20 protein-coding genes are annotated in these 22,709 nt (G+C 61.0%); 7 read left to right on the plus strand and 13 right to left on the minus strand.

Annotation, left to right across the window (positions count from 1 at the left end):
• Positions 1-58: 58 nt before the first annotated feature.
• Together oadA and OZ428_RS32905 are read right to left on the minus strand one after the other, a co-directional pair.
• Positions 59-1,867 (minus strand): sodium-extruding oxaloacetate decarboxylase subunit alpha, encoded by a 1,809-nt coding sequence (gene oadA / locus OZ428_RS32900; RefSeq protein WP_269132345.1) that lies wholly within the window; start codon positions 1,865-1,867, stop codon positions 59-61.
• A gap of 11 nt (positions 1,868-1,878) precedes the next feature.
• Entirely contained in the window at positions 1,879-3,294 is a 1,416-nt protein-coding gene (locus OZ428_RS32905) for an acetyl-CoA carboxylase biotin carboxylase subunit (RefSeq protein ID WP_016978663.1), read from the minus strand.
• 196 nt (positions 3,295-3,490) lie between these two features.
• Here OZ428_RS32905 and OZ428_RS32910 point away from each other — a divergent pair, with 196 nt between their 5' ends.
• Positions 3,491-4,465: a LysR family transcriptional regulator gene (locus OZ428_RS32910; RefSeq protein WP_033897252.1), complete on the plus strand. Its 975-nt coding sequence runs from the start codon at positions 3,491-3,493 to the stop codon at positions 4,463-4,465.
• Here the strand turns inward: OZ428_RS32910 and OZ428_RS32915 are convergent.
• The 3 genes from OZ428_RS32915 to OZ428_RS32925 all read right to left on the minus strand — a co-directional run bounded on the left by OZ428_RS32915 (position 4,395) and on the right by OZ428_RS32925 (position 8,587).
• Entirely contained in the window at positions 4,395-4,592 is a 198-nt protein-coding gene (locus OZ428_RS32915) for a PA3496 family putative envelope integrity protein (RefSeq protein WP_073860054.1), read from the minus strand. The two genes, OZ428_RS32910 and OZ428_RS32915, sit on opposite strands and share 71 nt — an antisense overlap.
• Positions 4,593-4,685: 93 nt before the next feature.
• Positions 4,686-5,552, minus strand: a complete 867-nt coding sequence (gene hexR / locus OZ428_RS32920; protein ID WP_003177007.1) for a transcriptional regulator HexR — start codon at positions 5,550-5,552, stop codon at positions 4,686-4,688.
• Positions 5,553-5,713: 161 nt separating this feature from the next.
• Complete coding sequence (locus tag OZ428_RS32925; RefSeq protein WP_269132346.1) at positions 5,714-8,587, minus strand: EAL domain-containing protein; 2,874 nt, start codon at positions 8,585-8,587, stop codon at positions 5,714-5,716.
• A gap of 247 nt (positions 8,588-8,834) precedes the next feature.
• Here OZ428_RS32925 and uvrD point away from each other — a divergent pair, with 247 nt between their 5' ends.
• The 3 genes from uvrD to OZ428_RS32940 all read left to right on the plus strand — a co-directional run bounded on the left by uvrD (position 8,835) and on the right by OZ428_RS32940 (position 12,624).
• The gene (gene uvrD, locus OZ428_RS32930) at positions 8,835-11,018 is read left to right on the plus strand and encodes a DNA helicase II (protein WP_038845478.1); all 2,184 of its coding nucleotides are present in this window, start codon (positions 8,835-8,837) and stop codon (positions 11,016-11,018) included.
• 189 nt (positions 11,019-11,207) lie between these two features.
• Entirely contained in the window at positions 11,208-12,080 is an 873-nt protein-coding gene (locus OZ428_RS32935) for a Tim44 domain-containing protein (RefSeq protein ID WP_033897249.1), read from the plus strand.
• A 136-nt stretch (positions 12,081-12,216) separates the two neighbouring features.
• Positions 12,217-12,624, plus strand: coding sequence for an SMI1/KNR4 family protein (locus OZ428_RS32940; protein ID WP_017739032.1), 408 nt, complete (start codon positions 12,217-12,219; stop codon positions 12,622-12,624).
• Positions 12,625-12,640: 16 nt separating this feature from the next.
• Here OZ428_RS32940 and OZ428_RS32945 read toward each other — a convergent pair whose 3' ends face one another.
• The gene (locus OZ428_RS32945; protein ID WP_033897248.1) at positions 12,641-14,404 is read right to left on the minus strand and encodes a cation:proton antiporter; all 1,764 of its coding nucleotides are present in this window, start codon (positions 14,402-14,404) and stop codon (positions 12,641-12,643) included.
• Positions 14,405-14,695: 291 nt separating this feature from the next.
• Between OZ428_RS32945 and OZ428_RS32950 the strand changes: the two genes are divergently transcribed.
• The gene (locus OZ428_RS32950) at positions 14,696-15,181 is read left to right on the plus strand and encodes an acyl-CoA thioesterase (RefSeq protein WP_003177014.1); all 486 of its coding nucleotides are present in this window, start codon (positions 14,696-14,698) and stop codon (positions 15,179-15,181) included.
• Positions 15,182-15,184: 3 nt separating this feature from the next.
• On the opposite strand, the gene OZ428_RS32955 is transcribed toward OZ428_RS32950, so the two are convergent.
• Entirely contained in the window at positions 15,185-16,213 is a 1,029-nt protein-coding gene (locus OZ428_RS32955) for a hypothetical protein (protein WP_269132347.1), read from the minus strand.
• Positions 16,214-16,295: 82 nt separating this feature from the next.
• Complete coding sequence (pdxY, locus tag OZ428_RS32960) at positions 16,296-17,168, minus strand: pyridoxal kinase PdxY (RefSeq protein WP_033897245.1); 873 nt, start codon at positions 17,166-17,168, stop codon at positions 16,296-16,298.
• Positions 17,169-17,285: 117 nt separating this feature from the next.
• Here pdxY and OZ428_RS32965 point away from each other — a divergent pair, with 117 nt between their 5' ends.
• Complete coding sequence (locus OZ428_RS32965; protein WP_016978674.1) at positions 17,286-17,678, plus strand: DUF3301 domain-containing protein; 393 nt, start codon at positions 17,286-17,288, stop codon at positions 17,676-17,678.
• On the opposite strand, the gene OZ428_RS32970 is transcribed toward OZ428_RS32965, so the two are convergent.
• From OZ428_RS32970 to dksA, 4 genes are read right to left on the minus strand one after another with little or no spacing between them, the layout of a single operon-like run.
• Positions 17,672-18,634: a CobW family GTP-binding protein gene (locus OZ428_RS32970; protein WP_269132348.1), complete on the minus strand. Its 963-nt coding sequence runs from the start codon at positions 18,632-18,634 to the stop codon at positions 17,672-17,674. The genes OZ428_RS32965 and OZ428_RS32970 overlap by 7 nt on opposite strands.
• Positions 18,635-18,678: 44 nt before the next feature.
• Positions 18,679-19,323, minus strand: a complete 645-nt coding sequence (locus OZ428_RS32975; RefSeq protein ID WP_269132349.1) for a DUF1826 domain-containing protein — start codon at positions 19,321-19,323, stop codon at positions 18,679-18,681.
• A complete protein-coding gene (gene zigA, locus OZ428_RS32980; RefSeq protein WP_133078425.1) occupies positions 19,323-20,531 on the minus strand; it encodes a zinc metallochaperone GTPase ZigA in 1,209 nt (402 codons plus the stop codon). The genes OZ428_RS32975 and zigA overlap by 1 nt, the downstream gene beginning before the upstream one ends.
• 27 nt (positions 20,532-20,558) lie before the next feature.
• A complete protein-coding gene (gene dksA, locus OZ428_RS32985; RefSeq protein ID WP_033897241.1) occupies positions 20,559-20,963 on the minus strand; it encodes an RNA polymerase-binding protein DksA in 405 nt (134 codons plus the stop codon).
• A 127-nt stretch (positions 20,964-21,090) separates the two neighbouring features.
• Between dksA and OZ428_RS32990 the strand changes: the two genes are divergently transcribed.
• Positions 21,091-21,459: a glutamine synthetase gene (locus OZ428_RS32990; protein ID WP_269134247.1), complete on the plus strand. Its 369-nt coding sequence runs from the start codon at positions 21,091-21,093 to the stop codon at positions 21,457-21,459.
• Here OZ428_RS32990 and OZ428_RS32995 read toward each other — a convergent pair.
• Positions 21,456-22,658 carry an N-acetylmuramoyl-L-alanine amidase gene (locus OZ428_RS32995; RefSeq protein WP_269132350.1) on the minus strand — a complete coding sequence of 401 codons (1,203 nt, stop codon included), beginning with the start codon at positions 22,656-22,658 and terminating at the stop codon, positions 21,456-21,458. The genes OZ428_RS32990 and OZ428_RS32995 overlap by 4 nt on opposite strands.
• Positions 22,659-22,709 lie beyond the last annotated feature (51 nt).

Here is a 22,709-nt window from a genome sequence, read left to right on the forward strand (position 1 = left end):
CAAAAAAAAGGAGGGCACCTGCCCCCCCGAGGATTAAACGGTAGTGTCGAAGGCTGGATCAGCCTTCGATTTCAATCAGGATTTCGCCAGGGTTGACCCGGTCGCCCTTGGCCACATGAACGGCAGTCACCTTGCCGGCAATGGCTGCCTGCACTTCGGTTTCCATCTTCATGGCTTCGGTGATCAGCACGGCCTGGCCGGCCTTGACCACATCGCCTTCCTTGACCAGCACGTCGACGATGTTGCCCGGCATTGCAGTGCTGACATGACCCGGCGCGGTGGCGTGCTTGCGGTTGCTGCTGCCGCCACTGACAAACTCGTTGAGCGGTTCGAACACCACTTCTTCCGGCATGCCGTCGATGGACAGGTAGAAGTGACGCTTGCCTTCAGCCTTCACGCCGACACCGGTGATGTCCACGCGGTAGCTTTCGCCGTGCACGTCGATGACGAACTCGGTCGGCACGCCTTCACCACCGGCACGGGCCACGCCGCCGGCTTCTGGGATGGGCAGCAACACTTCCGGCGCCAGGGTGCCGGCATCGCGTTCTTCGAGGAACTTGCGACCGATGTCCGGGAACATGGCGTAGGTCAGCACGTCTTCTTCGGACTTGGCCAATGCGCCGATTTCGCCGCGCAGCTTGGTCATTTCCGGCTTGAGCAGGTCGGCCGGGCGCACGTCGATCACTTCTTCGCTGCCGATGGCCTGGCGACGCAGTTTCTCGTTCACCGTGCCCGGCGCCTTGCCGTAGCCGCCTTGCAGGTAGAGCTTCACTTCGTTGGTGATGGTCTTGTAGCGCTCGCCGGCCAGCACGTTGAAGAACGCCTGGGTGCCGACGATCTGCGAGGTCGGCGTCACCAGCGGTGGGAAGCCAAGGTCTTCACGCACGCGCGGGATCTCGGCCAGCACTTCGCTCATACGATTGAGTGCGCCCTGCTCTTTCAACTGGTTGGCCAGGTTGGAAATCATCCCGCCCGGCACCTGGTTAACTTGCACACGGGTGTCGACGGCGGTGAATTCGCTCTCGAACTGGTGATATTTCTTACGCACGGCGTAGAAGTACAGGCCGATTTCCTGCAGCAGTTCCAGGCTCAGGCCGGTGTCGAACTCGCTGCCTTTGAGGGCGGCGACCATCGACTCGGTCCCTGGGTGGCTGGTGCCCCAGGCGAAGCTGGAGATGGCGGTGTCGATGTGGTCGGCACCGTTTTCGATAGCCTTGAGCTGGCACATCGCGGCCAGACCCGCCGTGTCATGGGAGTGGATGAAGATCGGCAGGGTCTGCTCGGCTTTCAGCGCCTTGACCAGTTCGCCGGTGGCGTACGGCGTCAGCAGGCCGGCCATGTCCTTGATCGCGATCGAGTCGCAACCCATGGCCTCCAGTTGCTTGGCCTGGGCCACGAAGGCTTCGACGGTGTGCACTGGGCTGGTGGTGTAGGCGATGGTGCCTTGGGCATGTTTGCCGGCTGCTTTCACTGCTTCGATAGCCACGCGCAGGTTACGCACGTCGTTCATCGCGTCGAAAATGCGGAATACGTCGATACCGTTGACGGCAGCCTTGGCCACGAACGCCTTGACCACGTCGTCGCTGTAGTGGCGGTAGCCAAGCAGGTTCTGACCACGCAGCAGCATTTGCAGGCGGGTGTTGGGCAACGCGGCGCGCAGTTTGCGCAGGCGCTCCCACGGGTCTTCTTTCAGGAAGCGTACGCAGGCGTCGAAGGTGGCGCCGCCCCAGACTTCCAGGGACCAGTAGCCGACTTTGTCGAGCTTGTCGCAGATCGGCAGCATGTCGTCGGTGCGCATGCGGGTCGCGAGCAACGATTGGTGGGCGTCGCGCAGGATGGTGTCGGTTACGAAGATTTTTTTAGTCATTGGAATATTCCTCACAGGCCTGCGTGGGCGGCGATGGCGGCGGCGATGGCCAGGGCCAGCTCTTCGGGTTTGCGCTTGATCGAGTAGTTGGTCAGTTCAGGGTGGGCTTCAACGAAGCTGGTGTTGAACTGGCCGCTGCGGAACTCCGGGTTGCGCAGGATTTCCTGGTAATAGGCGGCGGTAGTCTTCACGCCTTGCAGGCGCATGTCGTCCAGGGCACGCAGGCCGCGGTCCATGGCTTCTTCCCAGGTCAACGCCCACACCACCAGTTTCAGGCACATGGAGTCGTAGAACGGCGGGATGGTGTAGCCGGTGTAGATCGCCGTGTCGGTGCGCACGCCGGGGCCGCCGGGTGCGTAGTAACGGGTGATCTTGCCGAAGCTTGGGAGGAAGTTGTTTTTCGGGTCTTCGGCGTTGATGCGGAACTGCAACGCGAAACCACGGTGCTGGATGTCTTCCTGTTTCACCGACAGCGGCAGGCCAGAGGCGATGCGGATCTGTTCGCGGACGATGTCGATCCCGGTGATTTCTTCGGTGATGGTGTGTTCCACCTGCACGCGGGTGTTCATCTCCATGAAGTACACCTCGCCCTCGGCGAGCAGAAACTCCACGGTGCCGGCGTTCTCGTAACCCACCGCCTTGGCGGCGCGTACCGACAGGTCGCCGATGTAGGCGCGCTGTTCCGGCGTCAGTTGCGGGCTTGGAGCGATTTCGATGAGTTTCTGGTTACGACGCTGGATCGAGCAATCGCGCTCGAACAGATGCACCACGTTGCCAAAGCTGTCACCGAGGATCTGTGCCTCGATGTGCTTGGGATTGACGATGCATTTTTCCAGGAACACTTCCGCCGAACCGAAGGCCTTGGTGGCTTCGGAGATAACGCGGGGGAAGGCTTGTTCAAGTTCTTCGCGGCTGTTGCAACGTCGGATACCACGGCCGCCGCCACCGGAAGTGGCCTTGAGCATCACTGGGTAACCGATGCGGTCGCCTTCGGTGAGCGCTTCGTGGATGTCCGCGACGTTGCCTTCGGTGCCCGGCGTGACCGGCACACCGGCCTTGATCATGCTGCGGCGCGCTTCGGTCTTGTCGCCCATGCGGCGGATCACTTCCGCCGACGGACCAATGAATTTGATACCACGTTCGGCGCAGATATCCGCCAGTTCGGCGTTTTCCGACAGGAAGCCGTAGCCAGGGTGCAGCGCGTCACAACCGGTTTCCACCGCCAGGTTCACCAGCTTGCGCGGGTTCAGGTAACCGGCCAGGGGCTCGGCGCCAATGCTGTGGGCTTCGTCGGCACGCTTGACGTGCAACGCGTGACGGTCAGCGTCGGAGTAGACCGCGACCGAGCGAATGCCCATCTCGGCGCAGGCACGCACGATGCGTACGGCAATTTCACCACGGTTGGCGATCAGGATCTTTTTTATCACTTGGAAATTCCCTTGAGCCGATTGCTGCGTTCTTCGACCCGCTGGATCCGGGTCGGCGCGTGACCAAATGTTTCATGACAGTCGCGAGACACACACTAAGCCCGCCGAGGGATTAACAAAAATCAATAATTATTGGGTCGTGCATAAGTAAAGACTTATAGTTGAACTCATTAGATTCAGCAGGAACGTGCTAAAAATGCGTAAGTCATTGATGCGTATGACATTGCGTCAATTGCAGATCTTCAATGAAGTGTGCGATTTGCGCTCCTACAGCCGCGCCGCCGAGGAAATGTCCCTCACACAACCGGCCGTTAGCCTACAAATTCGCCAGCTGGAAGAGCTGATCGGGCAGCCGCTGTTCGATTATGTCGGCAAAAAGCTCTACATGACCGAGGCCGCTGAAGCCTTGCAGCGAGCCAGCCGGGATATTTTCGGGCGCCTGGAAAACCTCGATATGCAGCTGTCGGACATGCAGGGTTCGCTGCAAGGCCAGTTGAAGCTGGCGATTGAATCCAGCGCTAAATACTTCGTGCCACACCTGTTTGCCGCCTTCAAGCGCCAACATCCCGAGGTGCAGTTACACCTCACGGTGGTGAACCGCGCCCAGGTGATTCGCCGGCTTTCGGACAATCGCGATGACCTGGTGATCATGTCCATGGTGCCTCAGGACATGGGCCTGGAATTCCTGCCGTTCCTCAACAACCCGATCGTCGCCGTGGCGCCACCCGATCACCCGCTGAGCCTGCAAGGGCCGCTGCGCCTGCAGGACCTGGAACCCTACACGCTGCTGCTGCGCGAACCGGGTTCCGGTACGCGACTGGCGTGCGAGGAGTATTTCAAGGAGAAACGCGTGCACTTCACCCAGACGGTGGAAGTGGCCTCGGCCGAGGCGCAGCGCGAGTGTGTTTGCGCGGGGTTGGGCGTGGCGCTGCTGACGCGTCACGCGGTCAACATGGAGCTGGCCACCGGCGGGCTCAAGGAGCTGCCGGTGGAAGAGCTGCCGCTGTACCGCAGTTGGTGCCTGGTGCAAGCCAAAGCCAAACGCCTGTCACCGGTGGCCCATGCGTTCCTGGGCTTTATCCGCAGCGAGCGGGTGCAAATCAGCGCGCTGGCTGAGCGTTTCGCTGGGCAGCCGCGGGTGCCTGCCAGTGGAGTTCCGGGTAGTCACTGATGCTCTGGAGCAGCTGGCGCTCCTCGCAACGGTCTTCGATTGCGCGACGGAACGCCATGCGGCGCTGGTCTTCCTGCTGACGACGGGTTTTGACGGAGCTGTTGCTGTCTTCGTAGGGCCGGGCCATTTGGAGTCTCCCAATGCGAGTACGGGGAGTTCAGGATGGCCCTGGGCGATGACGGTTTGGCTGCGCGGGGATTACAAACTGATGAAACTTTGATCAATCATCCAATGCTTTGACGGACTTGGGCGACAACCGCAGGCTGCGCAAGCTGCGCTTCACGCTCTTGAGGTGGTTGACCAGGCTCGGCCCGCGCGCCATGGCGACGCCCATCGCCAGCACGTCGATCACCACCAGGTGGGCGATGCGCGAAGTCAGCGGCGTGTAGATCTCGGTGTCTTCGTGCACATCGATTGCCAGGTTGACCGTGGACAGTTCCGCCAACGGCGTCTGGCTCGGGCACAGGGTAATCAGCGAAGCGCCGCTTTCACGCACCAGGTTGGCGGTAATCAGCAAGTCTTTGGAGCGGCCCGACTGGGAAATGCAGATCGCCACGTCGGTAGGCTTCAAAGTCACCGCCGACATCGCCTGCATATGCGGGTCGCTGTAGGCCGCTGCGGTGAGCAACAGGCGGAAAAACTTGTGCTGGGCATCGGCGGCCACCGCGCCCGAAGCACCAAAGCCATAGAACTCGACACGCTGGGCCTGGGACATGGCGGTCACGGCCTTTTGCAACTCCACCGGGTCGAGCTTCTCGCGCACTTCCATCAGGGTATGCAGAGTGGTGTCGAAGATCTTCAGGCTGTAGTCGGCGACGGAGTCGTCTTCATGGATCGCGAATTGACCGAAGCTGGCACCGGCGGCCAGGCTTTGCGCCAACTTGAGTTTCAAGTCCTGGAACCCGGAGCAACCGATGGCACGGCAGAAGCGCACGATGGTCGGTTCGCTGATGCCCACGCTGTGCGCCAGGTCGGCCATGGAACTGTGCATCACAGCCGCAGGGTCAAGCAGCACGTGATCGGCAACCTTGAGTTCCGATTTGCGTAACAGGTGGCGCGACTGGGCGATATGTTGCAACAGGTTCAAAGGGCAGGACTCTTGTTATGGGCAGGGCCAGGGATGTAGCAAGCTTGTAGTTATACTACAAGAATTGTCGTTTTGCCCGTCCGACGCATCACTAAATCGCCCTGCTCCCCTTTGAATCTAAGGGCGGCCAAGTTGTAGCCACAGGGGCGCCCCAGGCATCACTAGGGAAAATCTGCATTTTTCCGTAACAAATCTGCCAGCCCTTCGGCCTGCATCGGCCGACTGATCAAGTAGCCCTGTACCTCATCACAACGCTCACCGCGCAGGAAGTCCAACTGCTGCTGATCTTCCACGCCTTCAGCCACCACCTTGAGCGCAAGGCCGTGGGCCATAGCGATAATGGCGCGGGTGATAGCGGCGTCTTCACGCCCCTGGCCCAGCCCACGGATGAAAGTCTGGTCGATCTTCACGTAGTCCACGGGAATGCGCTTGAAGTAGCTCAGGGACGAATAACCCGTGCCGAAATCGTCGATCGCCAGCTTCACGCCCAGGTCCCGCAGTTGCTGGAAAGTGGCGATGATGTGTTCGACGCTGTCGAGCAATTGGCTTTCGGTCAGCTCCAGCTCCAGGTATTGCGGGTCCAGGCCAGTTTCTTCGAGCACCTGGCGCACCAGGCTGACCAGCTTGCCCTGGCGCAGTTGATGCACCGAAAGGTTCACCGATACGCGGATCGGCGCCAGCCCCTGACGCTGCCATTCACACGCCTGCCAGCAGGCCTCGCGCAACACGAATTCGCCCAATGGCACGATCAGGCCGGTCTCTTCGGCCAGGCCGATAAAGTCCCCCGGCGGCACCATGCCCCACTGCGGATGGTCCCAGCGGATCAACGCTTCGGCGGCATTCAGCTTGCCGGTGGCCAGGCACAGCTTGGGTTGGTAGAACACCGTGAGCTGGCGCTCTTCGATGGCCTTGCGCAGATGGTTTTCCAGCTGCAAACGCTCCAGAGTGCTGGCTTGCAGGCTGTCGGTGTAGAACTGGAAATTGTTGCCGCCCAGGTGCTTGGCATGTTGCATGGCCATGTTGGATTGGCTGACCAATGCAGAAATTTCCCGCGCATTGTCCGGCAACAGGCTGACGCCCATCGAGGCACTCACCACCAGCTCATGCCCGTCCACCGTCACCGGCACCCGCAGTTTGGCCAGCAACCGCGTGGCGACCCGCGCCAGGCTCGACAGGTTGCCGTAGGCGTCGAACAGCACGGCAAATTCGTCCCCAGACAGGCGTGCGATGGTGTCAGCCTCAGGTAACGCATTGATCAGGCGACGCGCCATTTTCTGCAGTAGCTGGTCGGCCACTTCATGGCCGAGGCTGTCATTGAGCAGTTTGAAGCGGTCGAGGTTGATGTGCAGCAGCGCCAGGCTACGCCCGCCCTGGCGAACCCGCTGATGGGCCTCGCGCAGCCGTTCGCGGAACAGCGAGCGGTTGGCCAGGCCGGTCAATTCGTCGTAATGCGTGAGGTAGCGCATGCGCTCTTCGGACTCACGTCGCGCTGAGAGATCGGCGAAGAAACCCACGATATGGCTGACTTTCCCCCGGATATCGCGCACTACATTCAATTGCAGCCACTGCGGGTACAGCTCGCCGTTCTTGCGCGTTTCCACCAGCTCACCCTGCCAGGTGCCATGGCTGAGCAACGCTTGGCGGATCACCGGGAAGTGACGGCGGGCATCGCGGCTACTGGGCAGCTCGACCACATTACGGCCGATCATGTCGTCGGTTTCAAAGCCAGTGACACGGCTGAACGCCTGGTTGACAGCAATCAGCTTGTAGTCTGGGTCAAGGATCACGATGCCTTCGCTGGCGGCCTCGAATACGGTCGAGGCCAAGCGCTGCTGTTCTTCCAGGGCCTTGCCGGCGCTGATATCCCGCCGCGTGCCGAGCATGCGCGTGACCCGTCCACTGGGCGCGCGCTCCACGGCGCGGCCACGGTCTTCGATCCACACCCAGTGCCCATCGCCATGACGCACGCGGTATTCCACCAGGTAGTCCTCGCTGCGGCCCTTGAGGTGTTCCACCAGGGCACGCTTGAGCAGCGGCAGGTCTTCGGGATGCAGGCGTGGCTTGAGGTGGCTGAGCATCGCCGTGACATATTCCGGCTCCAGGCCGAACAACTCCTTGAGCTGGGTGTGATGGACTTCGTCGGTTTGCAGGTTCCAGTCCCACAGGCCCAACTCACTGGCTTGCAGCGCCATGGCCAGGCGCGCTTCGCTTTTATTCAGGGCCAGGCTGGCGGCGTCCAGTTCCTGGCTGCGTTGGGCCACGCGGTCTTGCAGGCCAATCTGGGCTTCGCGCAGTTCTTGCTCGACCTGACGACGTTGTTCCACTTCGCGCACCAACTCTTGATTGAGTTGCTCGCTGCGCTGCTGTGCCTGCTGCAGATGCTCGATCAGCGCCTGGTTCTGGAAGCGACGCAGCAGCCCGCGCTGGATCAGGCGATTGACCTGCCACGCCACCAGGCTCAAGGATGCCAACAGAATCAGGCCAAGCACGCCCCAACCGCGCTGCTGCGGATCGCCCGTCCAGAATAAATAGACGATAGCCGGCACCAGGCACGGCAAGGCAAACGACAAAAACGCTGGCAGGCTCACGGCATAGGCCACGCTGGCCGACAGCGTAGCCGCGCCGATCAGGCCGAACACCCAGGCTTGTTGCATGAAGCTGTCGACCGGCACCAGCGCAATGGCAGCCGTGGCCAGGGTCAGGCCGCTGACGGCCGAGCCGAGCATGAACATCCGCCGCCACACCGGCTGGGCCTGGCGACTGGGCATGGCCGAGTCGAACGCCGCCACCTGGATCACGCGCATCGCCACCAGGGCCAGCAGCCAGACCAGCCAGATGCTGTCCAGCAAGTATTGCTGGGGGTTCCACAATAGCCAGGCGCAGACCAGGCCATTGACCAGCATCAACAGGGTCGGCAGCAACGAGCCCTGATACAGCAGGCGCGTACGCTCGACCGCCATCTCCGTGGCGTAGTGTTTGCGAAGAACCTGCGCGGGTGCCGTCGAGGGGCCGAGCAGGTCGGTGCTGAGGGTCATAGGCAGTGTTCTTATAATGGTGAGCCCGAAACGTCGACGGAGCATACACAAGCAAGCGCCTGGGCCAAACTGCTCTGCGTCATAAAAACTGCACGGTCGTACAGCGCAAACTTCCGGGCCAGACGGCTTGAGCGAGACGCGGCGCGGGCTGTGGCCATTGACCGACCGGTCATCACCCTGGCGGTTTTCCGTCGACCACCCGGCATTGGTATTTGCCCCACTCCCCCGGGCACCCTAGAATGCGCCGATGCGCGATGATCTCTCCCTTTTGCTGAACTCCCTCAACGATGCCCAACGCCAGGCCGTAGCGGCCCCCGTTGGCCGTCAGTTGGTCCTGGCCGGTGCTGGCTCCGGTAAAACCCGAGTGCTGGTGCACCGTATCGCCTGGTTGATCCAGGTCGAGAACGCGTCCCCGCATTCCATCCTGTCGGTGACCTTCACCAATAAGGCCGCTGCCGAGATGCGCCACCGCATCGAGCAGTTGATGGGCATCAGCCCGGCCGGCATGTGGGTCGGCACCTTCCACGGCCTGGCGCACCGCCTGCTGCGGGCGCACTGGCAGGAGGCGGGCCTGGCCCAGACCTTCCAGATCCTCGACAGCGATGACCAGCAACGCCTGGTCAAGCGCGTGATACGCGAGCTGGGCTTGGACGAACAGCGTTGGCCAGCGCGTCAGGCACAGTGGTTTATCAACGGCCAGAAAGACGAAGGCCTGCGCCCGCAACATATCCAGGCCAGCGGCGATTTGTTCCTGGCGACCATGCGCAGCATCTATGAAGCCTACGAGGCCGCCTGTGCACGCGCCGGGGTCATCGACTTCTCCGAGCTGCTGCTGCGCGCCCTCGACCTGTGGCGCGACAACCCCGGCCTGTTGGCCCATTACCAGAAACGCTTCCGCCACATCCTGGTGGACGAGTTCCAGGATACCAACGCCGTGCAGTACGCCTGGTTGCGCCTGCTGGCCAAGGGCGGCGACAGCCTGATGGTAGTGGGCGACGACGACCAGTCGATCTACGGCTGGCGTGGCGCGAAAATCGAGAATATTTACCAGTACTCCGAAGACTTCCCGGACGCGGTGACCATCCGTCTGGAACAGAACTACCGCTCCACCGCCGGGATCCTCAAGGCCGCCAACGCCTTGATCGCCAACAACACTGGGCGCCTGGGCAAAGAGCTGTGGACCGACGGCGGCGAAGGCGAGGCGATCAACCTGTACGCCGCCTTCAATGAGCACGATGAAGCACGCTACGTGGTGGAAACCATCGAAAGCGCGCTGAAAACCGGCCTGGCGCGCAGTGACATCGCGATCCTGTACCGTTCCAACGCCCAATCGCGGGTATTGGAAGAAGCCTTGCTGCGCGAACGCATCCCGTACCGCATCTATGGTGGCCAGCGCTTCTTCGAGCGTGCCGAAATCAAGAACGCCATGGCCTACCTGCGTTTGCTGGAAGGTCGCGGCAACGATGCGGCGCTGGAACGGGTGATCAACATCCCGGCGCGCGGCATCGGCGAGAAAACCGTCGAGGCGATTCGCGACCACGCGCGCCATGCCGATGTGTCGATGTGGGAAGCCATGCGCTTGCTCATCGTCAATAAAGGCCTGACCGGCCGCGCAGCCGGCGCTTTGGGTGTGTTTGTCGAGCTGATCGAGAACCTGGCAGCCAAGTGCGCGGAAATGCCCCTGCATTTGATGACCCAGACGGTGATCGAACAGTCCGGGCTGATCGCCTACCATGAGGCGGAAAAAGGTGAGAAAGGCCAGGCCCGGGTAGAAAACCTTGAGGAACTGGTCAGCGCCGCCCGTGCCTTCGAAAACACCGAGGAAGATGAAGAGCTGACGCCGCTGGCTGCTTTCCTCGGCCATGCGTCGCTGGAAGCCGGCGATACCCAGGCCGATGAGCATGAAGACAGCATCCAGCTGATGACCTTGCACAGCGCCAAGGGCCTGGAATTCCCCTATGTGTTCCTGGTGGGCATGGAAGAAGGCCTGTTCCCGCACAAGATGAGCCTGGAAGAACCCGGCCGTCTTGAGGAAGAACGCCGCCTGGCGTATGTGGGCATCACGCGTGCCATGCAGAACCTGGTGATGACCTACGCCGAGACCCGACGCCTGTACGGCAGCGAGACCTACAACAAGGTGTCGCGCTTCGTACGTGAAGTTCCGAAGGGCCTGATCCAGGAAGTGCGCTTGTCCAACAGCGTCAGTCGCCCGTTCGGCGGCGGGCAGCAGCAGAACTCCAGCAGTATGTTTGCGGGTTCCGAGATTCCGGAAACCCAGTTCAGCCTTGGCCAGCAGGTCAGGCATTCGGTGTTCGGCGAAGGCGTGATCCTCAACTTCGAAGGCGCTGGTGCACAGGCCCGGGTGCAGGTGAACTTCGCCGAAGGCAGCAAGTGGCTGATGATGGGCTACGCGAAGCTCGAAGCCATTTGAAACATTTGCCTACATGAAGGTTATTGGCCCGCCCTTGTTTTTAACAGGCGCGGGCCAATATCAGTAATAAGTCCTACAGACCATTCTGAATCGGTCCTACGCAAAAGCCCGAAACATTATGTCGCTAGCCACTGTCACTCCACCTGTGCAACATGGCGCGCGTGCAATCCACAAATGGGAATTCCCTTTATGAAACGTTTTCTTAGCATCGCCATGGCGTTGTGCATCGGCCTGACGATGAGCATCGACGCCAACGCCAAACGCTTCGGTGGCGGCAAAAGTTCCGGTGCGGCACCGACTCACCAGACCAGCCAAATGGCTCCATCCGCCGGCGGCATGGGCGGTGCAGCCGCGACCGCAGGCGCAGCCGGTGCTGCTGGCGCCGCTGCCAAGGCCGGCGGTGCTTCGCGCTGGTTGGGCCCTCTGGCCGGTATCGCTGCCGGTGGCCTGCTCGCTTCCATGTTCATGGGTGGCGGCTTCCAGGGCATGCAGATCTTCGACATGCTGATCCTGGCGGTCATCGCCTTTGTGATCTTCCGCTTTATCGCCGCCCGTCGCCGCAAGCAGCAGGAGCACCTGGCTCCAGCCGGCGCGCCGATGCAGCGTGAAGTGTTCGAGCAAAAACCAGCCATGGGCTCGATCTTCGGTGGTTCAGCAGCCCCTGCTGCAGCCCGTCCGGTGATCAACGCGCCGGCCTGGTTCAACGAAGAGCGTTTCGTCGAAGCGGCCCGCAGCCACTTCCAGTCCCTGCAGCAGCACTGGGACGCCAACGAAATGGACAAGATCGCCGAGTTCGTGACCCCGCAACTGCTGGAGTTCCTCAAGCGCGAACGCGCTGAGATTGGCGATGCATTCCAGTCGACTTACATCGACGACCTGCGCGTGCAGTTGGACGGTGTGGATGATCGCGCCGACAAGACCATCGCCACCCTGACCTTCAGCGGTGTGTCGAAGACCTCGCGTTTCGACCAGGGCGAAGTGTTCAGCGAAAGCTGGAACATGGAACGTCCACAAGGCGACAACCAGCCTTGGCTGGTCGCCGGTATCCGCCAGAACGGCTGATCCCTGCACGCTTGAGCAAGCAGTTACAAAAAACCCCGGACCTGTCCGGGGTTTTCTATTTCACGGTTGCACTTATAGCGAGCTACTGTATAAAACGCCCCTATAAACCGCGCCATCTAGCAAGAGGATCCCGGCCGTGGAAGAAATCATCGAACAATTGCGTGAAGCCAACGAACCGGTCCCGGTTCCGCTGGAGCTGCCTGACGAAGATCAACTGGTGGAAATCGAGGAACAACTGTTCATCGATATCCCGTTTGTCTTCCGTGAATTTTTGCTGACCGTCAGCGATGTGGTGTACGGCAGCCTGGAACCGGTGACCGTTACCGACCCGCAATCCCATACCTACTTGCCCGACGTGGCTGCCAATGCCTGGGATGCCGGTGTTGATCGCAGCATGATCCCGATCTGCCAGGACGGTGACGACTACTACTGCGTTGAAGAAGACGGCACCGTGGTGCTGTGGTCCGGCGAAGAAGAACTCGTTACCGAAGAAACCTGGGAATCGGTGTGGCACTGGGCGCGGGACGTCTGGCTGGAAAGCTGAGCCCACACCCAGGCGCTTAGTGCTCGGGCGTATCCTTGTGGTTATCCAGCGTCTCCAGCAAGGCGACCTGCATCCGCGTATGCACGCGGATGAACCAGCGCCAGAGCACGGCCGCCACCGCCGCCGTGACCACGGCAATGAGCACCAGCAACTTGTTGGTCGGCAGAATACTGGCCGACAAGGCTGCCAATAGCAGGAAGATCACCAGCAGCGACAGGATCGGGATCAGCTCTGCAATCACCCGCCGTACGCGCTGGGTATGCCGCCCGGCCATTTCGGGCTTCACGCTCATCTCCGCCAACAGCATCGACAGCGCCTTGAGCTTGCGATACGCCGCAATCAGGAAGGGCAGCGACAGCAACAACGCCCCGCCCCAGATCAATGCCTTCTGCCAGCTCGGATCGCTGATCCAGCCTTCCAGATACCCACCAATACGCGCCGCGAAAAAGCTGCCGGCGAAGAAGATCGCCACCACCAGCGCCAGGTTCACCCCGACTTGCAGGATGATCTTGCGGATCATCGACGCCAGCATTGCGCCTTCACCTTGAGGCTGGATACTGCGCAGCCATTCGCCGTACATGCCGAACACCCGGCTCATTCGCTGCGGCATGATCGCCGCGATCTTCAAGGACAGTGGGTCGGCACCGCGAATCAGGTACGGCGTGAGCAGTGTGGTAATGGCTGAAACCGCCACGGCGACGGGGTAGAGGAAGTCACTGGTCACCTGCAACGTCATCCCCAACGCCGCGATGATGAAGGAAAACTCGCCAATCTGTGACAGCCCCATGCCCACGCGCAGTGAGGTACGGCCGTCATTGCCGGCGATAAACGCCCCCAGGCCACAGGACAACATCTTGCCCAGCACCACCGCCACGGTGATCACCGCAATCGGCCAGGCGTATTGCAGCAGGATCTGCGGGTCGATCATCAAGCCAATGGCCACGAAGAAGATGGCGCTGAACATGTCGCGAACCGGCTCGATCAGGCGCTCGATCTTAATCAACTGACGGGATTCGGCCATGATCGCGCCAATCAGGAACGCGCCTAGCACCATGCTGTACTCCAGCTTGACCACCAGCAGGCAGAAACCGAAACACAGGCCCAGTACGGTGATCAGCAGCATCTCGTTGCTTTCGAACTTGGCCACGTAGGCCAGCAAACGTGGCACCAGCAAAATGCCGATGACCAGCGCGACGATCATGAACAACGACAGCTTGCCGACGGTGGAAAACACCTCGCCGGAGCTGACCGTGCCGCTGACGGCAATGCTCGACAGCAAGGCGATGATGCCGATGCCGAGGATGTCCTCGACGATCAGCACGCCGAAAATCAGCTGGGCGAAGCGCTGGTTTTTCATCTTCAGGTCATTGAGCGCCTTGACGATGATGGTGGTGGAGGAAATCGCCAGGATCGCGCCGAGGAACAGCGAGTCCATGGTGTTCCAGTCGAACCAGCGGCCGATTTCGTAGCCGATCCAGATCATCAGGATGATTTCCAGGAAAGCCGCGATGAAGGCTGTGGCGCCGACCTTGAACAGCTTGCGCAGGCTGAACTCCAGGCCCAGGCAGAACATCAGGAAGATCACCCCCAGCTCGGCGAGGGTCTTGATGGTGTCTTCGTCGTGGATCAAGCCGAACGGCGGGGTGTGCGGGCCGATGATGAACCCGGCGACGATGTAGCCCAGCACCACCGGCTGCTTGAGGCGGTGAAACAGGATGGTGACAACCCCTGCCACCAGCATGATCACGGCCAGGTCCTGGATAAAGCTGATGGCGTGCATGGCGAGGGGCTCCTTGAGGGTACTGGCGCTTTTCCCACTTCCGCCCGCGCCTTTGAAATGTCGCAAAGGGCGAAAGGAAAAGTCTGCCTTGATCGTAAGAAATGCCCTGAGATGGGCTTTTGAAGGTTAACACCGCGACTTCCGGCAGAAAGCCGGTGCAATATATGGAAACAGATCGGTACACGCGTGACGGCAAGCCGACCACCGGCGTCCCGTTAAGGAAGGCGCAGCAAAGATTCCAGCACCCGCAGAGGTGCCCCCCAACCAATGCCTACAACCCGTGAGTGTGCTATGGAACCCGGAAACGCCCAGCTGTCGATGACGGTATTGATGACCCCTGATATGGCCAACTTCTCAGGCAATGTCCACGGCGGCACCCTGCTCAAGTACCTCGACGAAGTGGCCTACGCCTGCGCGAGCCGTTATGCCGGCCGTTATGTCGTGACGTTGTCGGTGGACCAGGTGATTTTCCGCGAGCCGATTCATGTCGGCGAGCTGGTGACCTTCCTCGCGTCAGTCAACTACACCGGCAACACCTCGATGGAGGTGGGCATCAAGGTGGTGACCGAAAACATCCGCGAACGCTCGGTGCGCCACACCAACAGCTGCTTCTTTACCATGGTGGCCGTGGACGACCAGCGCAAACCAGCCGCCGTGCCGCCCTTGCAGCCGCACAACAGCGAAGACAAGCGCCGGTTCGTGCAAGCTCAGCAGCGCCGGCAGATCCGCCAGGAGCTGGAAAAGCGCTACCAGGAAATCAAGGCCGACGCGCTGTAGGCATCAGTGCCAGCACTTGTCGAAATGCGCACACACCTCAAAGCGCTGATCCAGTTGGCCCATGCGCGCCAGGTGATGGTTGAGCACTTCAACCATCACTGACTTGCGCGTGTTGATGTAATAGGCGGCCATCACTTTGTCGTTCTCCGCCACACGATCACGCGTGGTGGTGTCCGTCGGATTCAGCCATTGTTCCAACACGGCGTCTTCGGTGACGCTCAATCGGTAGCGCAGCACTTCGTTGTAGAGCCCCATTGTGCGCGCCTCTTGCGCCGCCGCATCTTCATTGAGCAGGGTGAAGTTCTGGCGATATTGGGTCCAGTAGGCCTCCGGCAACGTGAACGAACCCATTGCCGCCTTGCGCTTGGCAATCTGCTCTTCAAGCGACTTGGGTGTCGACGGCGGTTCGACGGGTGTTTGCGGGTTCATCATCTTGAACAACTGCAGGTTGGTGTCAACGATGGAACCGATCAACGCAGCGCGCTTGGGTGTTTCTGGAATCTGCTTGGGGAACATCGGCGTGCTGCCGGCGCACGCTTGCAGCGGGCTTTCGATCATCGGCTGCGGAATACGCTCGTCTTTACCGTTGAAGCGCTGCAGACGTTGGAAGGTGGTGATGCAACTGCCCTCGGCCACGTCGAACGTCACTTCATATTCCTTGCCCGCCTCAGGCGTAAAGCTGATCGCCTTGGCGCACACGTAGCCGCTGCCATTGGTGTTGATGCGCATGAACACCGGCTTGCCAGGCGCCAGCTTGACCTCCAGCAAACCACGGGCTTTTTCCGGCGGAGGCACGATCATGCCCACCCGACGCTGGGTGTCGGTCATCAAGGAGTTGTTGAGCATGCCGGTAGTACGGCCTGCGCAGTGCTGGGCGTCGAAGAAGTCGAGGGTGGAGTTCTGGGTGTTGGAGATGAACCGCAGCTTGGCGGCATCGGGTTCGGTGGCGTCCGGGTAGCTACCGTTGATGCTGCAAGCGCTGAGCAACGAAACCAGGCTTAGCGTGGAAAAAGCCCGTAGGAAATATGACATGGTTCATCCTTGAAAAGCACAGGGTACAAAGAGGCGCCCGATAGTACCGGACGCCCTTTGCCTGGCTCAATCAGGAATGTTCCTACAGCTCAATCGGCGTCGCTTCGAACCGCACGCGGGGATGGGCGATACGGTCCTGGGCACGCACCAGTTCCAGTTCATAACTGGCGCAGGCCTGGGTTTCCAGCAGCACTTCATGCACGGCTGCGGCGGTGAACTCGAACGCCGCCAACAGGCTGTCGCCCAATAGTACCCGCGCCAGGAACAGCCCCGAGGTCAGGTCGCCCACGCCCACAGGCTGACGCGGAAACGCCAGCAACGGCCGGCGCAGGTGCCAGCTGCCCTCGGCGGTCACCAGCAGCATCTCGAAACCGTCCGGCAGCTTGCCGGGGTAGTCCAAGTGCTTAACCAATACCGCTTTCGGCCCGCGTGCCAGCAGCGCCTTGGCCATGGCCAGGCAATCGAACAGCGATTGCGGCTTGCGCCCGGCAAAACTGTCCAATTCCAGCTGGTTAGGGCACAGGAAATCGGCCATGGCCGCGGCTTCGTCCAGCAGGAAATCGCTGACTTCCTGGGGAACGATGCAGCCCTTCTCCGGATGGCCCATCACCGGGTCGCACAAGTACAGAGCCTTGGGGTTGATGGCCTTGATGCGCGCCACGCCGCTGAGAATCGCACGCCCCTGGTCCGCACTGCCCAGGTAGCCGGACAGCACGGCGTCGCAGTTGCCCAGCTCGCCGATCGCCGCAATGCCTTCCACCAGCGCCGGAATTTGCTGCGGCGCCAACACTTCGCCCGCCCATTGGCCATACTGGGTGTGGTTGGAGAACTGCACCGTGTTCAACGGCCAGACGTTCACCCCGACGCGCTGCATGGGGAATACGGCGGCGCTGTTTCCGGCGTGGCCAAAGACCACATGAGACTGGATCGCAAGCAGATGAGGTGTGCGTTTCATGCGCGGGATTTCCGTAAAGCCATTGAAATTCTGGCCGCGCAGTATGCGACTAAACGCATCCTGTACGACAGACCGGCGACACAGTTAAGCTGCTCTCACTTTGTTGGAGTCTTTCGCATGCTGACCCTGGGAAACATCTTCGTGTTGATGCTGCTGGCGACCGGTGCCGCCTGGGTGTGGCACAACCACGGCCTGCGTGAGCGGGCGCTGGAGCGGGTCAAGCAGCATTGTGCCAAGCTCGACATCGAACTGCTGGACGGCGCGGTGGCGCTCAAGCGTATCGGGTTTGTGAAGGATGCCAATGGGCGGCGGCGCCTGGCGCGTATCTACAACTTTGAATTCACTGTGACCGGCGAAACCCGCCATCCGGGGACCATCACCCAATTCGGCGCCCACAGCGCGCAAATCGAACTGGCGCCCTACCCGTTCGAGATCAAGACGCCGCTGCCCAGCGCCGAAGTGATCGAGCTGAGCCAGTGGCGCCAGGACCACGCCAAGAACCGTCAGTAACGGCAGGCCTTTACTGCGGCCTGCAAGGCGGCCAGGTCCTGTGGCTCGCTGAAAATCAACTCGATACGTGAATCGCGGCGCCATTCGCTGGCCTGCCAAGTCAACTCGCTGTTGTCCACCGCATTGGTCGAAACCCACCCTTCGGCGCTGTGGATAACCAGTTTGGCGCGGCGCCATTCAAGGCTTGTCAGCCACTGGTCGAGGCGCCGAGTATCGAATGGCTGGCTCGGGTGCCAGCGCCATCCGACGCTCCAACCACCTTCTTGAGTCTGACTCAGGCAGATCGGTTGAGTCGGATCGCTCCACACCGCCGGCATTTGCGCCTGGCCTTCGGGCACTTCGATGTTATCCACAGCGACTGAAGCCTGCGCGTTCAGGCCGGGTAATTGTTGCAAGGGCAATTGCGCCTGGCGGGTCCAGTAGAGCGGGCATTCGGGCAACTGCCGTTCGATCGCTCGGCGCTGCCCGGCGTCCAACCCTTCATCCTTGTTCAACACCAGCAACCCGGCACTTGTCAGAGCCTCTTGCTGCGTTGGCGGCAATGGTTTTCCTGCTGCCAGCGCCTGGGCATCCAGCACCAGCACACAGGGCTGGACGGCCAGCACGCCCTGCCACGGTGCCTGCCGCAACTGCTTGAGCAACTGCGCCGGATGGCCCAGGCCCGACGGTTCGATAAACAGCCGGTCGGGCTTGGCCTTACGCAACAGACGACCCAGTCCTACCTGGAACGGTGCACCATTCACGCAGCACAGGCAGCCTCCAGCGACTTCGCCCAGGGCAATGCCGTCGTCATCCTGGGTGAGCAAGGCAGCGTCCAGGCCGATCTGCCCGAACTCGTTGATCAGCACCGCCCAGCGCTCGTTGGCCGGGCGCTGGGCGAGCAGGTGCTTGATAAGGCTGGTCTTGCCGGCGCCCAAGGGCCCGGCAATCACGTGGGTGGGAATGTTCTGCAGCATGAGGGGCATCGTTCGGACCGTGTAGAGCGTTTGATCCTACGCGGTTATGCGAGCCAATCCAGTGTCAGGATCAATCGGCGCTCATCGGCCTTGAGCGCCGGGGACCGGTGGATCAAACCGTGATTCTCATTACCGTGCCATTTGGTGCCCTTGAGCAGCGCGACTTCGCCGCAGCGAATCTGTTCGACACGCTCGGTGGGCTCGGCCTCTGGCTGGCTCAGCCTGCGCCGGTCCATCACGCCTTCGCGCAACCACTGACTGCCGACCCCCGCATAGGTGGTGATCAGCCGCACCGGCACATGGTCGACGTGAAAACGTGGGCACATCGCCTTATCCAGCAACCTCAAACGCACACCAATACGCTTGGCGCCCAGCAAGCAGGCGAATGCGCTGACCAGCCACGACACATCCGCGATAAAGCCTTCGTAGCCTTCAAGATCACGGCAGCTGGACGCCAATCCCTGCAAGTTCGGCTCGGCGTCTTCGTTGTTGAGCTCGATCACCATGGAATCGGCCAACGGCTCGTTGAGCGCCACCAGCAAGGCGCCAAACTCGGCGATGTGCAACGGCAACAGCCGCTCCCACACGGCCAGGTTGACGCCATCTTCCAGGATGTCGGACAGCGCCAACGGGGTTTCGCCACGGGTCTGGCGAATCACAGGACGCAGGGGAATCACCGGGGCCAGCATCAGGCGGCTGCCTCCTCATACCAAGGGCCAAAGGGATCGGCCAGCAGGCGCCAACCGTCGACGCCCTGGGCCATTTCTTCATCGTTGAGCAGGCACGCGTCCAACTCGGCACGCAGCAGGGTGAAGTCGATGTTCTGCCCGATAAACACCAGTTCCTGGCGGCAATCACCGGTGCTCAGTTGCCAGTTGCCCATGATCGCCGCGATGCTTTCTTCGTCCTGAGGCCACTGGCTTTTTGGCACAAAGCGCCACCAGCGCCCGGCAAAACCATGGCGCATCAAACCGCCAGCCTGGGACCAACTGCCCGCATCCTGGTGCTTGCTGGCCAGCCAGAAAAAACCTTTGGAGCGCAGCAGTTTGCCGTTGACCCACGGGCGGTCGATGAAGTCGAAGAAACGCTGTGGATGGAAGGGACGGCGCGCACGGTAAGCGGTGGAAGCAATACCGTATTCCTCGGTTTCCGGCACATGTTCACCGCGCAGTTCCTGCAGCCAGCCTGGGGCTTGGGCGGCACGTTCAAAGTCGAAACGGCCGGTGTTGAGGATCTTGTTCAGCGGCACTTCGCCCATGACCATTGGGATGATTTCCGCCTGGGCATTGAGGCGCTCAAGGATCGCCATCAACTCTTCGCGTTCGCGGCTGCTGATCAGGTCGATCTTGCTGATGAGGATCACGTCGGCGAATTCGATCTGCTCAATCAGCAGGTCGGTGATGGAACGCTCGTCTTCTTCACCGAGGGTTTCACCCCGCGACGCCAGGCTTTCGGCCGCCTGGTAGTCGAGCAGGAAGTTCATGCCGTCGACTACGGTGACCATGGTGTCTAGGCGCGCGATGTCGGCCAGACTTTGCTCGTTTTCGTCGCGGAAGGTGAAGGTTTCGGCCACAGGCAAGGGTTCGGAGATGCCGGTGGACTCGATCAGCAGGTAATCGAAACGACCTTCCTTGGCGAGTTTTCCCACTTCTTCGAGCAAGTCTTCGCGCAAGGTGCAGCAGATGCAGCCGTTACTCATCTCCACCAGTTTTTCTTCGGAGCGGTTGAGCGTGACGTCGCGCTGGACTTCGCTGCCGTCGATGTTGATTTCGCTCATGTCGTTGACGATCACCGCCACCCGCAGGTTTTCGCGGTTGCGCAGGACGTAGTTGAGCAGCGTGCTTTTACCGGCGCCGAGAAAGCCGGACAACACAGTAACGGGGAGACGATTGGGCATCAGGTATTCCTCATCAGGGTTGGCCGGTCAAATCGCCCGTTTATGGCGTTCGCGCAGCTCTTCACGTTCTTTGGCTTCGATACACAGGGTGGCGGTAGGACGCAGCAACAAGCGCTGTAGGCCGATGGGCTCGCCGGTTTCGCGGCACCAGCCGTATTCGCCGCGCGCCAGTAAGTCGAGGGCGTCGTCGATCTTGTCCAACAGCTTCTTTTCCCGCTCCAGCAGGCGCAGTTGCCATTGGCGCTGTTCTTCGGCGCTGCCGACATCGGCAGGGTCGCTGTTGGTTTCCTGCTCGCGCAGTACCAGGAACTCGGCGTCGATGCGGGCTTGCAGCTCATTGCGCTGGGCCAGCAGCAACTCACGGAAGAACCCTTGCTGGGCTTCATTCATGTAGTCGGCGCAAGGCTGGGCCAGGAGGTCTTGTTCGGTCATGGGGAGCGGTTCACGGGTCAGGCTGTTTTTTAATGTTATAGTATAACAATACAAATAAGCCAATCCCCTCTTGCTCGCCACGACGAAGGGCGCAATGCTTGAACACTCCCCAGCCTTGAGAAACCCGATGAGATACCTGGTGTGCGCCCTGTTATTGGTTGCCGTGGGACCTGCGTGCGCCCAGACGCCAAGCCTGCTGGCCAACTGCACGCGCAGCGCCAATCTGCTCGCTTGCGTTGACCCTTTAGGCAACGCCTACAGCGTGGCGACGGTCGGCAGCACCACGTATTTGCGCGGGTACGAGGTGATCGGCAAACGCTATTGGGCACAAACCAACAGCCGCTATGGGCAACTGACGTTCTTTACCGGGTTGGCGTCGGATGGAGAGGCGTGGGTCGGCTACACGCGGCGCGTGGGCTGGACCACCCTCAACCGGTTTTCCAGTTCGGGCGGCGCCAGCGCCAAATTCACCTGTAGCCGTATAACCGGCTGTTAGACCTGACCGATCTTCTGTTCCTGCACCCATGCCATGTAGCTGTTCATCGGTGGGTTCTTCTGGAAGTATTTCTTCAGGCCTTCGAACAGGCCGTCGGCAACCGCCTGTTGATGCCGCGCAGTGACCAGCCGCGCACTGTCCCGTGCGTTGGAAATAAACCCGGTTTCCACGAGGATCGACGGCACGTCCGGTGACTTGAGCACCGCAAACCCGGCTTGTTCCACACGCTTTTGATGCAGGCTGGTGATGCCTTCCAGGCTGCCCAGGATCGAGCTGCCCAGTTGCAGGCTGGACGCGATAGTAGCGTTCATCGACATATCCAGGATCACCCCGGCGAGCATCGGGTCCTTGTCTTTCAGATTGAGCAGGCTGGTAGCGCCGAGCAGATCGGCGCCGTTTTCCCGTTGCGCCATGAACCGCGCCGTGGCGGAAGTGGCGCCGCCTTCGGACAAGGCATACACCGAAGCGCCCGAAGCGGTGATGCGTGGCGCCGCGTCCGCATGCACCGAGATAAACATGTCGGCATTGTGCTTGTGGGCGATTTCCACGCGCTTGCGCAACGGCACGAAGAAGTCGTCGTTGCGCACCAACTTCACGTCGAAGCCTTTCTCGCGTTTCAAGCGTTTAGCCAGCAGTTGGGCGATGGACAGCACCACGTCTTTTTCGCGCTGGCCTTTGGAGCCGACGGCGCCTGGGTCCTTGCCGCCGTGGCCGGGGTCGACCACCACAACGATGTCGCGTTTGGGATGCGCTTTATCCACCAAAGGCTTGGGCTCGGCCGCAATCTGGCGAGGCGCCTGGGTGGCGCTGGTCAGGTCCAGTACCAGTCGATGACCTTGGCCATCCTGAGGCGGCAATAGAAAGCTGTTGAGCTGCATCGGTGCGGCCAGGTCCAGCACGATGCGCGTGTCGCCTTTGCCGAAATGCCCGGAACGAATCGAGGTGATCCCGCTGTTCTTCAGCGCCAACTGAGAGAAATCCCCACTGAGCCCGGCGCCGCTCAAGTCGATGATCAAGCGCTCCGGCGCGCTCAAGGTGAAGGTCTTGTATTGCACCGGACCGCTGAGGTCGAACACCAGGCGCAGCTTGTCGTCCGAGCGCCACAGGCGGGCGTTGCTGATCTGCGTGGCGTGGGCGGCAAACGGCAAGGTGAACAGCGGGCTGGCCAGAAGCAGGTTTAGGAGCTGACGTCTGTGCATGAAAAATACCGCAAATAAAGGAGCGTCCCTACTCGACATGACTGAAAAAAG

Source organism: Pseudomonas sp. GXZC, assembly GCF_026967615.1.
Taxonomy (GTDB): Bacteria; Pseudomonadota; Gammaproteobacteria; order Pseudomonadales; family Pseudomonadaceae; genus Aquipseudomonas; species Aquipseudomonas azotoformans_A.

Coding starts and splice junctions, on each gene's coding strand:
- oadA (WP_269132345.1), bottom strand. CDS start 1,867: ATGACTAAAAAAATCTTCGTAACCGACACCATCCTGCGCGACGCCCAC.
- OZ428_RS32910 (WP_033897252.1), top strand. CDS start 3,491: ATGCGTAAGTCATTGATGCGTATGACATTGCGTCAATTGCAGATCTTC.
- OZ428_RS32915 (WP_073860054.1), bottom strand. CDS start 4,592: ATGGCCCGGCCCTACGAAGACAGCAACAGCTCCGTCAAAACCCGTCGT.
- OZ428_RS32925 (WP_269132346.1), bottom strand. CDS start 8,587: ATGACCCTCAGCACCGACCTGCTCGGCCCCTCGACGGCACCCGCGCAG.
- uvrD (WP_038845478.1), top strand. CDS start 8,835: ATGCGCGATGATCTCTCCCTTTTGCTGAACTCCCTCAACGATGCCCAA.
- OZ428_RS32935 (WP_033897249.1), top strand. CDS start 11,208: ATGAAACGTTTTCTTAGCATCGCCATGGCGTTGTGCATCGGCCTGACG.
- OZ428_RS32945 (WP_033897248.1), bottom strand. CDS start 14,404: ATGCACGCCATCAGCTTTATCCAGGACCTGGCCGTGATCATGCTGGTG.
- OZ428_RS32950 (WP_003177014.1), top strand. CDS start 14,696: ATGGAACCCGGAAACGCCCAGCTGTCGATGACGGTATTGATGACCCCT.
- OZ428_RS32955 (WP_269132347.1), bottom strand. CDS start 16,213: ATGTCATATTTCCTACGGGCTTTTTCCACGCTAAGCCTGGTTTCGTTG.
- pdxY (WP_033897245.1), bottom strand. CDS start 17,168: ATGAAACGCACACCTCATCTGCTTGCGATCCAGTCTCATGTGGTCTTT.
- OZ428_RS32965 (WP_016978674.1), top strand. CDS start 17,286: ATGCTGACCCTGGGAAACATCTTCGTGTTGATGCTGCTGGCGACCGGT.
- OZ428_RS32970 (WP_269132348.1), bottom strand. CDS start 18,634: ATGCTGCAGAACATTCCCACCCACGTGATTGCCGGGCCCTTGGGCGCC.
- OZ428_RS32975 (WP_269132349.1), bottom strand. CDS start 19,323: ATGCTGGCCCCGGTGATTCCCCTGCGTCCTGTGATTCGCCAGACCCGT.
- zigA (WP_133078425.1), bottom strand. CDS start 20,531: ATGCCCAATCGTCTCCCCGTTACTGTGTTGTCCGGCTTTCTCGGCGCC.
- dksA (WP_033897241.1), bottom strand. CDS start 20,963: ATGACCGAACAAGACCTCCTGGCCCAGCCTTGCGCCGACTACATGAAT.
- OZ428_RS32990 (WP_269134247.1), top strand. CDS start 21,091: ATGAGATACCTGGTGTGCGCCCTGTTATTGGTTGCCGTGGGACCTGCG.
- OZ428_RS32995 (WP_269132350.1), bottom strand. CDS start 22,658: ATGCACAGACGTCAGCTCCTAAACCTGCTTCTGGCCAGCCCGCTGTTC.